This is a genomic window from Derxia lacustris, assembly GCF_002105195.1.
Classification (GTDB): Bacteria; Pseudomonadota; Gammaproteobacteria; order Burkholderiales; family Burkholderiaceae_E; genus Derxia; species Derxia lacustris.
Window position 1 is genome coordinate 682,216 of sequence record NZ_MUHU01000002.1, and the last position, 12,647, is coordinate 694,862.

Annotated in this window: 11 protein-coding genes and 1 tRNA gene; 10 read left to right on the forward strand and 2 right to left on the reverse strand. The window is 69.2% G+C overall.

What is annotated here, in order from left to right:
- Positions 1–21: 21 nt before the first annotated feature.
- The 4 genes from hflC (at position 22) to B9P64_RS04810 (ending at position 3,998) form a co-directional block, all read left to right on the forward strand.
- Positions 22–909 (forward strand): protease modulator HflC, encoded by an 888-nt coding sequence (hflC, locus tag B9P64_RS04795; RefSeq protein ID WP_085315056.1) that lies wholly within the window; start codon positions 22–24, stop codon positions 907–909.
- Between the two features lie 64 nt (positions 910–973).
- Entirely contained in the window at positions 974–2,137 is a 1,164-nt protein-coding gene (locus B9P64_RS04800) for an ATP phosphoribosyltransferase regulatory subunit (RefSeq protein ID WP_085315057.1), read from the forward strand.
- A 5-nt stretch (positions 2,138–2,142) separates the two neighbouring features.
- The gene (locus B9P64_RS04805; RefSeq protein ID WP_085315058.1) at positions 2,143–3,447 is read left to right on the forward strand and encodes an adenylosuccinate synthase; all 1,305 of its coding nucleotides are present in this window, start codon (positions 2,143–2,145) and stop codon (positions 3,445–3,447) included.
- Positions 3,448–3,461: 14 nt separating this feature from the next.
- Positions 3,462–3,998 carry a phosphoribosyltransferase gene (locus B9P64_RS04810; RefSeq protein WP_085315059.1) on the forward strand — a complete coding sequence of 179 codons (537 nt, stop codon included), beginning with the start codon at positions 3,462–3,464 and terminating at the stop codon, positions 3,996–3,998.
- Positions 3,999–4,325: 327 nt separating this feature from the next.
- On the opposite strand, the gene B9P64_RS04815 is transcribed toward B9P64_RS04810, so the two are convergent.
- Positions 4,326–4,410: transfer RNA gene (locus tag B9P64_RS04815), tRNA-Leu, on the reverse strand.
- 96 nt (positions 4,411–4,506) lie between these two features.
- Here B9P64_RS04815 and rnr point away from each other — a divergent pair.
- The 4 genes from rnr to B9P64_RS04835 all read left to right on the forward strand — a co-directional run bounded on the left by rnr (position 4,507) and on the right by B9P64_RS04835 (position 9,590).
- Positions 4,507–7,029 carry a ribonuclease R gene (gene rnr / locus B9P64_RS04820; RefSeq protein ID WP_085315060.1) on the forward strand — a complete coding sequence of 841 codons (2,523 nt, stop codon included), beginning with the start codon at positions 4,507–4,509 and terminating at the stop codon, positions 7,027–7,029.
- A gap of 111 nt (positions 7,030–7,140) precedes the next feature.
- Entirely contained in the window at positions 7,141–7,893 is a 753-nt protein-coding gene (gene rlmB, locus B9P64_RS04825) for a 23S rRNA (guanosine(2251)-2'-O)-methyltransferase RlmB (RefSeq protein WP_085315061.1), read from the forward strand.
- Between the two features lie 44 nt (positions 7,894–7,937).
- On the forward strand, positions 7,938–8,597 hold the full coding sequence (locus tag B9P64_RS04830) for an energy transducer TonB family protein (protein WP_085315062.1): 660 nt from the start codon (positions 7,938–7,940) through the stop codon (positions 8,595–8,597).
- A gap of 3 nt (positions 8,598–8,600) precedes the next feature.
- Positions 8,601–9,590 carry a DMT family transporter gene (locus B9P64_RS04835; protein WP_235839889.1) on the forward strand — a complete coding sequence of 330 codons (990 nt, stop codon included), beginning with the start codon at positions 8,601–8,603 and terminating at the stop codon, positions 9,588–9,590.
- On the opposite strand, the gene B9P64_RS04840 is transcribed toward B9P64_RS04835, so the two are convergent.
- Complete coding sequence (locus B9P64_RS04840; protein ID WP_139826144.1) at positions 9,527–10,138, reverse strand: hypothetical protein; 612 nt, start codon at positions 10,136–10,138, stop codon at positions 9,527–9,529. The two genes, B9P64_RS04835 and B9P64_RS04840, sit on opposite strands and share 64 nt — an antisense overlap.
- Positions 10,139–10,180: 42 nt before the next feature.
- On the opposite strand from B9P64_RS04840, the gene B9P64_RS04845 reads away from it, so the two are divergent.
- Positions 10,181–11,269 carry an arginine N-succinyltransferase gene (locus B9P64_RS04845; protein WP_085315103.1) on the forward strand — a complete coding sequence of 363 codons (1,089 nt, stop codon included), beginning with the start codon at positions 10,181–10,183 and terminating at the stop codon, positions 11,267–11,269.
- 4 nt (positions 11,270–11,273) lie between these two features.
- Positions 11,274–12,608: an N-succinylarginine dihydrolase gene (astB, locus tag B9P64_RS04850; RefSeq protein ID WP_085315064.1), complete on the forward strand. Its 1,335-nt coding sequence runs from the start codon at positions 11,274–11,276 to the stop codon at positions 12,606–12,608.
- Positions 12,609–12,647 lie beyond the last annotated feature (39 nt).

Below are 12,647 nucleotides of genomic sequence, written 5' to 3' on the forward strand. Positions count from 1 at the left end.
CCCACACGCGTCCCCATGGCAATGAACAAGCGTTTCCTCTCGATTGCAGTGCTGATCGCCGGCCTGCTGCTGTTTGGCAGCAGCGTCTTCGTCGTCGACCAGCGCCAGTACGCGATCGTCTTCACGCTCGGCGAATTCAAGCGCGACATCCGCGAGCCGGGCCTGTACTTCAAGCTGCCGCCGCCGTTCCAGAACGTGGCCTACTTCGACCGCCGCATCCTCACCATCGACACGCCTGACGCCGACCGCGTGCAGACGTCCGAGAAGAAGAATCTGCTCGTCGACACCTACGTGAAGTGGCGCATCGCCGATCCGCGGCTGTTCTTCGTGAGCTTCCAGGGCAGCGAGCGCGGCGCGCAGGACCGCATGAGCATCATCGTGCGCGAGGCGCTGCAAAACGCCGTCACGCGCCGCACCGTCAACGATGTGAGCTCGTCGCAGCGCGACGCGATCATGGCGGAGGTGACGCAGGCGGTCGCCGAGCGGGTGCGCGGCCTGGGCGTCGAGATCATCGACGTGCGCCTCAAGCGCGTCGACTTCGTGCCCGAGATTTCCGAATCGGTGTTCCGCCGCATGGAGGCCGAGCGCAAGCGCGTGGCCAACGAGCAGCGCTCCATCGGCTCGGCCGAGGGCGAGAAGATCCGCGCCGATGCCGATCGCCAGCGCGAAATCATCCTGGCGCAGGCCTACAGCGAAGCGCAGACGGTGAAGGGCGAGGGCGATGCCAAGGCCGGCGCCATCTACGCCGAAGCCTTTGGCCAGAATCCGGAATTCGCGGCCTTCTATCGCAGCCTCGAAGCCTACAAATCCAGTTTTGGCAAGGGCGGCAATGTGATGGTCGTCGATCCTTCGTCGGATTTTTTCCGCTATTTCAGGCAGTCCGGGAGCTCGTCCGCACCGCGTCGCTGAGGCGGGTGCGGCCTGGGGCTACAATCGACGTTTTGCTTTTTCGCGCCGCGAGGCGCGCACGGCCATGCCCAAGTGGCTGCTCCCCGAACATATCTCTGATCTTCTGCCGGCCGACGCGCGCATTCTCGAAGAGTTGCGCCGTTCGCTGCTGGACCTTTTCCGCGGATACGGCTACGAGCTCGTGATGCCGCCGATGCTGGAGTACATCGAGTCACTCCTCACCGGCACCGGCAGCGATCTCGACCTGCGCACGCTCAAGCTCGTCGACCAGCTTTCGGGTCGGACAATGGGCTTGCGTGCCGACATCACGCCTCAGGTCACACGCATCGACGCCCACCTGCTCAACCGCAGCGGCATCGCCCGACTTTGCTACTGCGGCAGCGTGCTGCATGCGCGCCCGCGCGGCCTGCATGCGTCGCGCGAGCCCATCCTCATCGGTGCCGAGATCTACGGTCATGCCGGCATCGAGGCCGATATCGAGATCTGCGAGATGGCGCTTGGCGCCCTGGCGCAGGCCGGTGCCGGTTCGGTGCGCATCGATCTGTCGCATGTCGGCATCGTGCGGGCCTTGCTGGCAAGCGCCGGCATTGCCGGCGATGCGGCTGCCGAGGTGGTCGCGGCAGTGCGACGCAAGGACGTGGCCGCGATCCGCGCGAGCAGCGCGCTCGACGTAGATGCGCGCTCCGCCTTCGAGGCGCTGTGCGGCCTCTACGGCGATGCCTCGGTCATCGAGCGGGCCCGCAACGCGCTGCCGGCCGACGCCACCGTCGGCCGCGCGCTCGACGATCTCGCCACGCTCGCGGCCTCGCTGCCGACGGCACGCGTGACTGTCGATCTCGCCGATCCGCACGGTTTCCAGTACCACACGGGCCTCACCTTTGCCGTGTACTGCGCTGACTGGCCCGCCGCCATCCTGCGCGGTGGCCGGTACGACGAAGTCGGTCGCGCCTTCGGTCGCGCCCGGCCCGCCACCGGCTTCTCGCTCGACCTGCGCGAGCTGGCCACGCTGCTGCCCGATCCGGCACCACGGTTCGCGATCCGCGCGCCGTGGTCCGACGACGCCGCGCTGCATGCCCTGGTGCGCGCATTGCGCGCCGAGGGCGAAATCGTGATCCAGGACTTCCCGGGTCACGAGCACGATCCCGATGAATTCAGTTGCGACCGCAACATCGTCCGCACCGCCGAAGGCTGGCAGGTGCGCTCGCTCGAACAGCCTGCACGGGCCTGAACACCATGAACGCTGCTTTCCGCAACATCGTCGTCATCGGTACCCAATGGGGCGATGAAGGCAAGGGCAAGGTCGTCGACCTGCTCACCGATCACGCCCGTGGCGTCGTCCGGTTCCAGGGCGGCCACAACGCCGGCCACACCCTCATCATCGAAGGGCGCAAGACCATCCTGCGGCTGATTCCGTCGGGGATCATGCGGCCCGACGTGGTCTGCTACATCGGCAACGGCGTGGTGCTGTCGCCCGAGGCGCTGTTCAAGGAAATCGAGGAACTCGAAGCCGCTGGCCTCGACGTGCGCAGCCGTCTGCGCATTTCCGAAGCCTGCCCGCTGATCCTGCCGTACCACATCGCCATCGACCAGGCGCGCGAAGCCAAGCGCGGCGACGCCAAGATCGGCACCACCGGTCGCGGCATCGGCCCGGCCTATGAAGACAAGGTCGCGCGCCGCGCGATCCGCCTGCAGGATCTGCTGCGCCCGGAAACCTTCGAGACCCGCCTGCGCGAGGTGCTCGATTTCCACAACTTCATGCTGGTCAACTATCTCGGCGCGCCGGCGGTCGATTTCGAGCGCACGCGCGACGAGGCGCTGGCCCATGCCGAGCGCCTGCGACCGATGGTCGGCGACGTCTCGGCGCTGCTCTACGAAGTCAACGAGCGCGGCGAGAACCTGCTGTTCGAGGGCGCGCAGGGCTCGCTGCTCGACATCGACCACGGCACCTATCCCTATGTCACCAGCTCCAACTGCGTGGCGGGCGCGGCCTGTGCCGGCGCCGGCGTCGGTCCGCAGCGGCTGCAATACGTGCTCGGCATCACCAAGGCCTACACCACGCGCGTCGGCTCGGGCCCGTTCCCGACCGAGCTGTTCGACGACGTCGGCCGCAAGATCGCCGAGGTGGGCAAGGAATTCGGTTCGGTCACCGGCCGGCCGCGTCGCTGCGGCTGGTTCGACGCCGCAGCTTTGCGCCGCTCGGCCCAGCTCAACGGCATCTCGGGTCTGTGCGTGACCAAGCTCGACGTGCTCGACGGCTTCGAGGTAATCCGTCTCGGTGTCGGCTATCGCGTCAACGGCAAGGAAGTCGGCCTGCTGCCGTTCGGCGCCGAGAGCGTCGAGGGCTGCGAACCGGTCTACGAGGAATTCGAGGGCTGGACCGAATCCACCTTCGGCGTGACCGAGTACGACAAGCTGCCGGCCAACGCGCGCCGCTATCTGGAGCGGCTGAGCGAGGTGTGCGGCGTGCCGATCGACATCATCTCGACCGGCCCCGACCGCGCCCAGACCATCATCCAGCGCCACCCGTTCAAGGCCTGACCGGAGCTTTCCGCATGAACGATCTCTTCGTGACCTGGGAGCAGTACCACGACCTTGTCGAGGATCTCGCGGTGCTGGTGCACGAGTCGGCCTGGGAGTACGACCAGATCGTTTGCCTCGCGCGTGGCGGCACGCGGATCGGCGACGTGTTCTCGCGGCTGTTCGACAAGCCTTACGCCATCCTCACGACCAGTTCCTATCGCGAGGATTCGGGCACCAAGCAGAGCACGCTGCTGATTGCGCCGCATTTCACGTCGGTCGTGCCCGAACTGGGCCGGCGTGTGCTGCTCATCGACGATCTGGCCGATTCGGGCAAGACGATCATCCAGGTCATCGACCACTTGCGCGCCAAGTACCCGCAGATCGAGGAAGTGCGTACCGCCGTGCTCTGGCACAAGGCGCACTCGGTCTACAAGCCCGACTACGCGGTCAAGTTCCTCACCGACAACCCGTGGATTCATCAGCCCTTCGAGCTGTACGACCACATGCGCATCGACACCTTGCTGAGGCGTGCAGCCCAGCGGCGCAGCGAGGACGGCGCACAGTCTTGACCGCATGTCCCAGCCGATGTGCCAGCCTTGCGACAGTTGATCCAGGCGGATCGATGGCCGAGCGGTGGGATGGTCGGAGAGGGTTGGCGCTGAAGTGTTGCAATCCAGCGTCAACCCAAGATGAGCTCGAGGCGATCAAGAAAGTCGATGTAATCGGCTGCGCGGTCAAGAGCCGGCGCACAAACGAAAAAACTCCGACCAATCCAGTTCGATTGTCGAAGTCGTCTTTGAATTTCGGGGATTTATGCCAGCCGGATGCAGCGTTAAAGCTTGCTGCATCCGGCTTTGTGGCAACCGATGAACGCTGCAAAAGCGTCACCGAGAGTTTGGTGCCCAGGAGAGGACTCGAACCTCCACGGAGTTACCCGCTAGTACCTGAAACTAGTGCGTCTACCAATTCCGCCACCTGGGCAGGTGGATTTCCCGCAAATCACGTCGCTGTCGTTGCTGCTGACTGCTTGTTTCGTGAACTGCGAAAGACTGCGACTATAGAGTATTCAAACGAAAAATGCAAAGCCCAGTGTCCAACGTGTCGCAAGAGTCCGACTCCCATCCGTATCCCATCCCGAGCCGCGAAGACATTCTTCGTGTTCTGCGTGCCTCCTCGCCGGAATTGCTCACCCCCATTCAGCTGGCCGCGCAGCTCGGCGTGACCGAGCGCGAAATGGAAGGCTTCTCGCGCCGCATCGGTGCGATGGAGCGCGATGGCCAGCTGCTGCCGAACCGCAAGGGCGTGCTGCTGCTCGCCACCAAGCTCGATTTCATCGCCGGTCGCGTGATCGGCCATCGCGACGGCTTCGGCTTTCTGCATCCGGATGACGGCGCGCCGGACATCTACCTGCCGCCGAAGGAGATGCTGAAGGTGCTGCACGGCGACCGCGTGCTGGTGCGCATTTCGGGCATGGGCCGCAATGGCCGCTCGGAAGGCAGCATCGTCGAGGTAACCGAGCGGCGTACCGACAAGCTCGTCGGCCGCTTCATCAGCGAGCGCGGCGTGTTCGTGGTGGTGCCCGAGGATCAGCGCATCAAGCACGACATCCTGATTCCGCCGGGCGAGCAGCGTGCCGCCCAGCCGGGCCAGGTGGTGGTGGCGCAGATCATCGAGCAGCCGTCGCGCTATTCGCAGCCGATCGGCCGCGTGATCGAGGTGCTGGGCGAGATCGACGATCCGGGCATGGAGATCGAGATCGCGGTGCGCAAGTTCGATGTGCCGCATGTGTTCTCGGACGAGGCCAAGGCGCTGGCCGCCAAGCTGCCCGACGAGGTGCGCGCCAAGGATCTGAAGGCGCGCGTCGATCTGCGCGATGTGCCGCTCGTGACCATCGACGGCGAGGACGCGCGCGACTTCGACGACGCGATCTATGTCGAGCGCTTCAGCACCGGGCGCGGCCGGACCAAGAAGGACCTGTTCCGGCTGCTGGTGGCGATCGCCGACGTGAGCCACTACGTGACGCCCGGCGATGCGCTCGACGCCGACGCGGTGGAACGCAGTACCTCGGTCTACTTCCCGCGCCGCGTGATCCCGATGCTGCCGGAGAAGCTGAGCAACGGCCTGTGTTCGCTGAACCCCGACGTGGACCGTCTGTGCCTGGTGGCCGACATGGTGATCGACACCGCTGGCGACATCGTGGCCTACCAGTTCTACCCGGCGGTCATGCACAGCCAGGCGCGCTTCACCTACACCGAGGTCTGGAACATCCTGTCCAACCCCGAGTTCGCGTCGCAGCTGCCGACCAGGCGGGCGGCGCTGGTGCCGCACTTGCAGGACGCCTACGACCTGTTCAAGACGCTGCTGGCCGGGCGCCAGAAGCGCGGCGCGATCGAGTTCGAGACGACCGAGACCTACATCGTCTGCAATGCCGTGGGCAAGATCGAGCAGATCATTCCGCGCACCCGCAACGATGCGCACCGGCTGATCGAGGAATGCATGCTCGCGGCCAATGTGAGCGCGGCCGACTTCATCCTGCGCAGCAAGCATCCGTCGCTGTTCCGCATTCACGAAGGGCCGACGCCCGAGAAGCTGGCCAATCTGCGCACGCTGCTCAAGACCATCGGCATGCACCTGGGCGGCGGCGACGAGCCCACGCCGGGCGATTACGCCGCGCTGATGGAGCTCATCAAGCAGCGCTCCGATGCGCCGCTGCTGCAAACGGTGCTGCTGCGCTCGATGCAGCAGGCGATCTACTCGCCGGACAACGTGGGCCACTTCGGCTTGGCGTATGCGGCCTATGCGCACTTCACCAGCCCGATCCGGCGCTATCCCGATCTGCTGGTGCATCGCACGATCAAGGCGATTCTCGAAGGCCGGCAGTACGTGCCGGATGCCGCCACGCCGGCCGGCGAGGGCGAGCACGTCAAGGCCGATCTGCGCAGCCGCAGCGCGCGCGGCAAGCAGGCCCAGGCCGAGGTGCATGAGCGCTGGGGCCAGCTCGGCGCCATGTGCTCGGCCAACGAGCGCCGCGCCGACGACGCCAGCCGCGATGTGCAGGCCTGGCTCAAGTGCTTCTACATGCGCGAGCGCGTGGGCGAGCAGTACTCGGGCCGCATCTCGGGCATTGCGCCGTTCGGCGTGTTCATCACGCTCGACAACCTCTATGTCGAGGGCATGTGCCATGTGAGCGAACTGGGCGCCGAGTACTTCCAGTTCAACGAGGCCTTCCATGAGCTGCGCGGCGAGCGCACCGGCCAGCGCTACCGGCTTGGCGACGCGATCCATGTGCAGGTCAGCCGCGTCGACCTCGAAGCGCGAAAGATCGACTTCCGGCTGGTGAAGGCGACCACGCATGAAGAGCTGTCGAAGGCGGCGGCGCGCGTCGTGGCGGCCGAAGGGCGCCTGCAATCGGGCGAGCCCGGCGATGCCAAGCCCGCGCCGGCCAAGCGCAGCGCGCCCAAGCGCACGCCCGAGAAGGTGGCGGCGTCCAAGGCCGGCGCCCAGGCCAAGCAGCGGCGCGGCGAGCTGCGCAAGGCGCGCGGCAACGGCGGCGGTTCGGCCGGCGGCGCCAGCAAGAAGGGTCCGCGCAAGCCGCGCTGATCGCTCCGTGAGGCGGCCCGAGCGCCGCGACAACGTCATTCACCGGCCGTGCGCCGGTTTTCATTCCGGCCGCTGCGGCATCATGCGCGGCCCGTTTTTTCCAGAGCATTCATGACCAAACCCAGCAAGGTCCTGCACGGCTTTCATGCCGTCACCGCGCGGCTGCGCCACGCGCCGGCCAGCATCCGCCAGCTTTATGTCGAGCAGAGCCGGCGCGACCGTCGCATGCAGGATTTCATTGCCCGCGCCACCGAGGCCGGGCTCAAGCCCACGCCGGTCGATGCGGCGCGCATCAACGGCGTGGCCGGCAACGACCGCCATCAGGGCGTGGTGGCGGTGGTCGACGAGATCGAGATCGCCCGCACGCTCGACGACGTGCTCGATCTGCTGCCGCAGGGCGAGGATGCGCTGCTGCTGGTGCTCGACTCGATCACCGATCCGCACAACCTGGGCGCCTGCCTGCGCGTGGCCGACGGTGCCGGCGCGCATGCCGTGGTCGCGCCCAAGGACCGCGCGGCCGGCCTGAGCGGCGTGGTCGCCAAGGCGGCGAGCGGCGCGGCCGAATCGGTGCCCTACGTGGTCGTGACCAATCTCGCGCGCAGCCTGCGCGAGATGAAGGACGCCGGCCTGCGCATCATCGGCACCACCGACGACGCGCCCAAGACCATCTTTGAAGCCGACCTGAGCGGCCCGATCGCCCTGGTGCTCGGCGCCGAAGGCGAGGGCATGCGCCGGCTCACGCGCGACACCTGCGACGAGCTGGTCAGCATCCCGATGGCCGGCGCGGTCGAGAGCCTGAACGTCTCGGTGGCGAGCGGCGTCTGCCTGTATGAAGCCCTGCGTCAGCGCAGGAAACCGGCCTGAACGCGGGAATAAAATCGTCCTGCCTTCCAACGGAGTAGCCATTCATGACCGTTTTCCATCGTGTTTCGCGCGTGCTGACGCTTGCCTCGCCGCTGCTGCTGCTGGCCGCCTGTGCCAATCAGCCGAAGAACGAGGCGCCCACGTCCCAGCCCGCGCCTGAAACCATTTCGGCGACCGAACTGGGCCAGCCGGCGCCGCTGCCGGCGCCCGAGCCGATCGTGCTCGAACCGGCCAAGGCCGATGTCGACGCCTACAAGCGCGTGGTGGCCGAGCACATCGCCGGCGCCGCCCGCACCGCGCTCAAGCAGGACGCGCCGCGTCCGGCCGATACCGCGCTCAAGGGCGTGACCGTGGTCGGCCTGCAAGTACACAGCGACGGCAAGATCGACCGCGCCTGGGTCGTGCGTTCGTCGGGCGACGACAAGCTCGACCAGTTCGCGCTGGCCAGCGTGGTGTCGACCCAGCCGCTGCCGGCGCCGCCCGCCAACACCACGCTCGGCATCGGCTACACCATCTTTTCCGAGTCCTGGCTGCATCGCAGCGACGGCCGTTTCCAGCTCATCTCCAAGACGCTGACCACGGCGGTGCCGACGCCGGCCTATGCCGAGGCGGCTCCCGCCAAGGCCACGCGCGCCGCCAAGCCCAAGACGGCCGTGGCCGCTTCTGGCGCGGCCGCCACGCCGCGCGCCTCGGCCAGCCGCTGATCGGTGCGGCCTGACGCGGTGGTGGCGCCCGCCATCACCGGCCGGGGCGGGCAGCGTCCGCCCCTCATTCCCTTCCTCATCCTGCTGGCCGGCGGCAGCTGCATCGGCTTTGCGGCGATCTTCGTGCGGCTGGCCGAGACCGGGCCGGTGGCCAGCGCGTTCTGGCGCATGGCGCTGGCCGCGCCGCTGCTGGCGCTGCTCGCCGGGCGCGGCGCAGGTCGCCTGACCGCTCGCCGGCCCGGCGCCGTCCCCGGCGCGCTGCGCGACCGCGCGGTCTGGGCTTCGGCGGCCTGCTTTGCCGCCGACCTTGGCGTGTGGCACTTCTCCATCGGCTTGACCACGGTGGCCAATGCGACGCTGCTGGCCAATTTCGCGCCCATCGTCGTGACGCTGGCGGCCTGGTGGCTGACCGGTGTGCGACCCGGCGCGCGCTTTGTGCTGGGCGGCGCGCTGGCATTGGCCGGCGCGATCGCGCTGGTGGCGCGGCCTGCCGCGGCTGGCGCCACGCCGCTGCCCAATGCCGCGCTCGGCGATGCGCTCGGACTGGCGACCGCCGTCTTCTATGCCGGCTATCTCGCGGCCATCAAGCAGGCGCGCGCCCGGCACGACGCCTTGCGGCTGATGGCCTGGTCGAGCGCGCTGAGCGCGGCGTTGCTGCTGCCGGTGGCGCTGGCATTCGCCCAGCTGACCGGCGCCCGCCTGCTGCCCGCGAGCGCCGCCGGCTGGGGCGTGCTGCTGGCGCTGGCCGTCGTGACCCAGGTGGCCGGGCAGACGCTGATCGCGCAGGCGGCGGCGCATCTGCCGGTGGCCCTGGCCAGCGTGGCGCTGCTGGTGCAGCCGCTGGTGGCGGCGCTGGCCGGCTGGGCGCTGTTTGGCGAGGCGCTCGGGCCGGCGCAGATCGCCGGCGGCGTGGCGATCCTGCTCGGCGTTCAGTTCGCGCGGCGTGCCGCGCCGGCCGCCGCCGACAGCACGCCGCCCACCACCGGCCGATAGCCGGCGAGCAGCGCCCGCAGCGCCGGCAGCGCACGCTCATGTTCGGCGGCATCGCGCGCATCGAGCAGCAGCACCACCCAGGCCGCGCCGTCGCGGCCAAAGGCCAGCGTCTGCCGGCCGGCATCGGCGTTTGCGCTGGCGACGGTCAGCGTCGGCCAGTCGGGCCCGCTGCCGGCCGGCAGATCGGCGCCGCGCGTGGCCGTCAGCGTGAGCGAGCCGCCGAGCGCGCGGTCCTGCTCCTGGCCGATCAGCCGTTCCAGATCGGGCGCCACCTCGGCCTCGACCACCCGCGCCACGATGCGCGCCGGCGCCTCGGCCAGCGAGCTGCCGACCGGCACCAGCACCAGCTGCTGCAGGCGCGGGCTCCATTCCTCGTCCACCGCCCAGCCGGGCGGCGGCGTCAGCCGGGGCCGATCCCAGACGCAGACGGCGGCGCCGCAAGGCACGATCAGCCGGTCGAGTTCGGCATGCAGCGGCGCGGCTGGCGCCAGCAGGGCCAGCGCCAGCAGGCCGGGGCGCACGCGATTTGCAAGAAGATTTCCGTTCATGCCGCCAGCTTATCGGCAGCCCAATCCCGCACCGAGCCGCCCATGCGCTTTCTCCGCCCCGCCGTTGCCGACGATCTCGATGCCCTGCTCGACCTGGCGCGCGGCGCCGGCAGCGGCCTGACCACGCTCAAGCCCGACCGCGCGCTGCTGGCCGAGCGGCTCGACCGCGTCGCCGGCTCGTTCGCGCAGACGCTGCCCGAGGCCGAGCGCGACTACCTGTTCGTGCTCGAAGACAGCGCCGACGGCAGCCTTGGCGGCGTGTCGGCCGTGCGCGCAGCGGTCGGCCTCGACGAGGCCTTCTACAACTACCGCGTCGGCAGCCTGGTGCATTCGAGCCGCGAGCTGGGCATCTGGAACGCCATGCCCACGCTCTTTCTGGTCAACGACCTCACCGGCGCGGCCGAGCTGTGCAGCCTGTTGCTGCGCAGCGACTGGCGCGGCGGCGTGGCGGGGCGCTTGCTATCGAAGGCGCGGCTCGGTTTCATCGCCGAGTTCCGCAGCCTGTTCGGCGAGGAAATCTGCGCCGAGCTGCGCGGCTACCAGGACGAGGACGGCCGCGTGCCGTTCTGGGAAGGCCTGGGCCGCTGCTTCTTCGGCATGGATTTCGAGCGCGCCGACGATCTTTCGGCACGCGGCCGCAAATCCTTCATCGCTGAGCTGATGCCCAAGTACCCGCTCTATCTCGACCTGCTGCCGCGTGCCGCGCGCGAGGCGGTCGGCCGCGTGCATCCGGCCACGCTGCCGGCGCGCCGCCTGCTGGAGGCCGAAGGGCTGCGCGACCAGGGCTATGTCGACATCTTCGACGCCGGCCCGGTGCTGCAGGCGCGCATCGCCGAGCTGCGCGTGCTGCGCCACAGCCGGCGGATCGCGGCCGGCGCGGTCGGGCAGCGGCGCAGCCGGTCGCGCGGCGCGGCGGCGAGTGCGGCGAGTGCGGCGAGTGCGGCGCCGGCAAGCGCCGCAGCGACTGCGCCCGGACCGGTCGCGCACTGGCTCGTCGCCAACACCGCGCTGGCCGGTTTTCGCGCCATTGCCTGGCCTGGCGATGCGGCCGCGCCACAGCCGCTCGATGCCGAGGCGCTCGCGCTACTGTGTGTCGGCGCTGCCGATCCGGTCCGCATCTACCGTCTGTGAATCCATGACCGCACGCGAATTCAACTTCGACGGCCTCGTCGGCCCGACCCATCATCACGCCGGCCTGTCGCGCGGCAACCTCGCGTCACAGGAGCATCGCGCCGCAGTGTCCAATCCGCGCGCGGCCGCGCTGCAAGGGCTGGCCAAGATGCGCGCGCTGGCCGATCGCGGCCATGCCCAGGCGCTGCTGCCGCCCCAGCCCCGGCCCGACTGGAACCTGCTCGCCGCCGTGGGCTTTGCCGGCCGCGATGCCGCCACGCTCGACCGCGCCGGCCGCGAGGCACCGGCGCTGCTGGCCGCCGCCTGGTCGGCCGCCGCGATGTGGACCGCCAATGCCGCCAGCGTCAGCCCCTCGGCCGACTGCGCCGACGGCCGGGTGCATTTCACCGTCGCCAATCTCAACGCCAAGCTGCACCGCGCCGGCGAGCAGCGCTTTACCGCGCGACTGCTGCGGCGGGTGTTCGGCAACGCCAGCCATTTCGTCGTGCATGACGCGCTGCCCGCCAGCCCGGCGCTCGGCGACGAGGGCGCGGCCAATCAGGTGCGGCTGGCCGCCAGCCACGGCGAGCCGGGCGTCGAACTGTTCGTCTACGGCGCCAGCGCCTTCGATCCGAGCCGGCCCGCGCCCAAGCGCTTTGTGGCGCGCCAGACCGACGAGGCCGGCCGCGCCATCGCCCGGCTGCACGGCTTGGCGCCCGGCCGCGTCGTGCATGCGCAGCAGCATCCGGCCGCCGTCGATGCCGGCGTGTTCCACAACGATGTGATCGCGCTCGGTCAGCGCGACCTGCTGCTGGCGCATGAGCTGGCCTTTGCCGACGAGGACGGCACGCTCGCCGCACTGCGCCGCGCGCTCGATCCGCTGCCGCTGCGCCATCTGCGCGTCAGCAGCATCGAGCTGTCGCTGGCCGACGCGGTACGCAGCTATCTGTTCAACGGCCAGCTGCTCGACCGGCCGGATGGCCGCTTCACGCTGGTGGTGCCGGCCGAATGCCGGCGCATCGACAGCGTGGCGCGCTGGCTCGACGACCGGCTCGACGCGGGCGATGCGATCGCCGACGTGCTGGTCTGCGAACTGGGCGAGAGCATGCGCAACGGCGGCGGCCCGGCCTGCCTGCGGCTGCGCGTGGCGCTCACGGCCGAGGAGGCGGCGGCGGTGCATCCGGGCGTGCTGTTCACGCCGGCGCTGCATGCGCGGCTGGCCGACTGGGTCGGGCGGCATTACCGCGACCGGCTGGTGGCCGACGATCTGCGCGATCCGGCGCTGGCGGCCGAGGTGGCGCGCGCGCTGGCCGAGCTGGAGACCTTGCTCGATCTGCCTGGGCTTTACACGCGGGATTGACTGTTCGGCTTGCATCGAAGGCGCCGGCGTGCCGGGGGC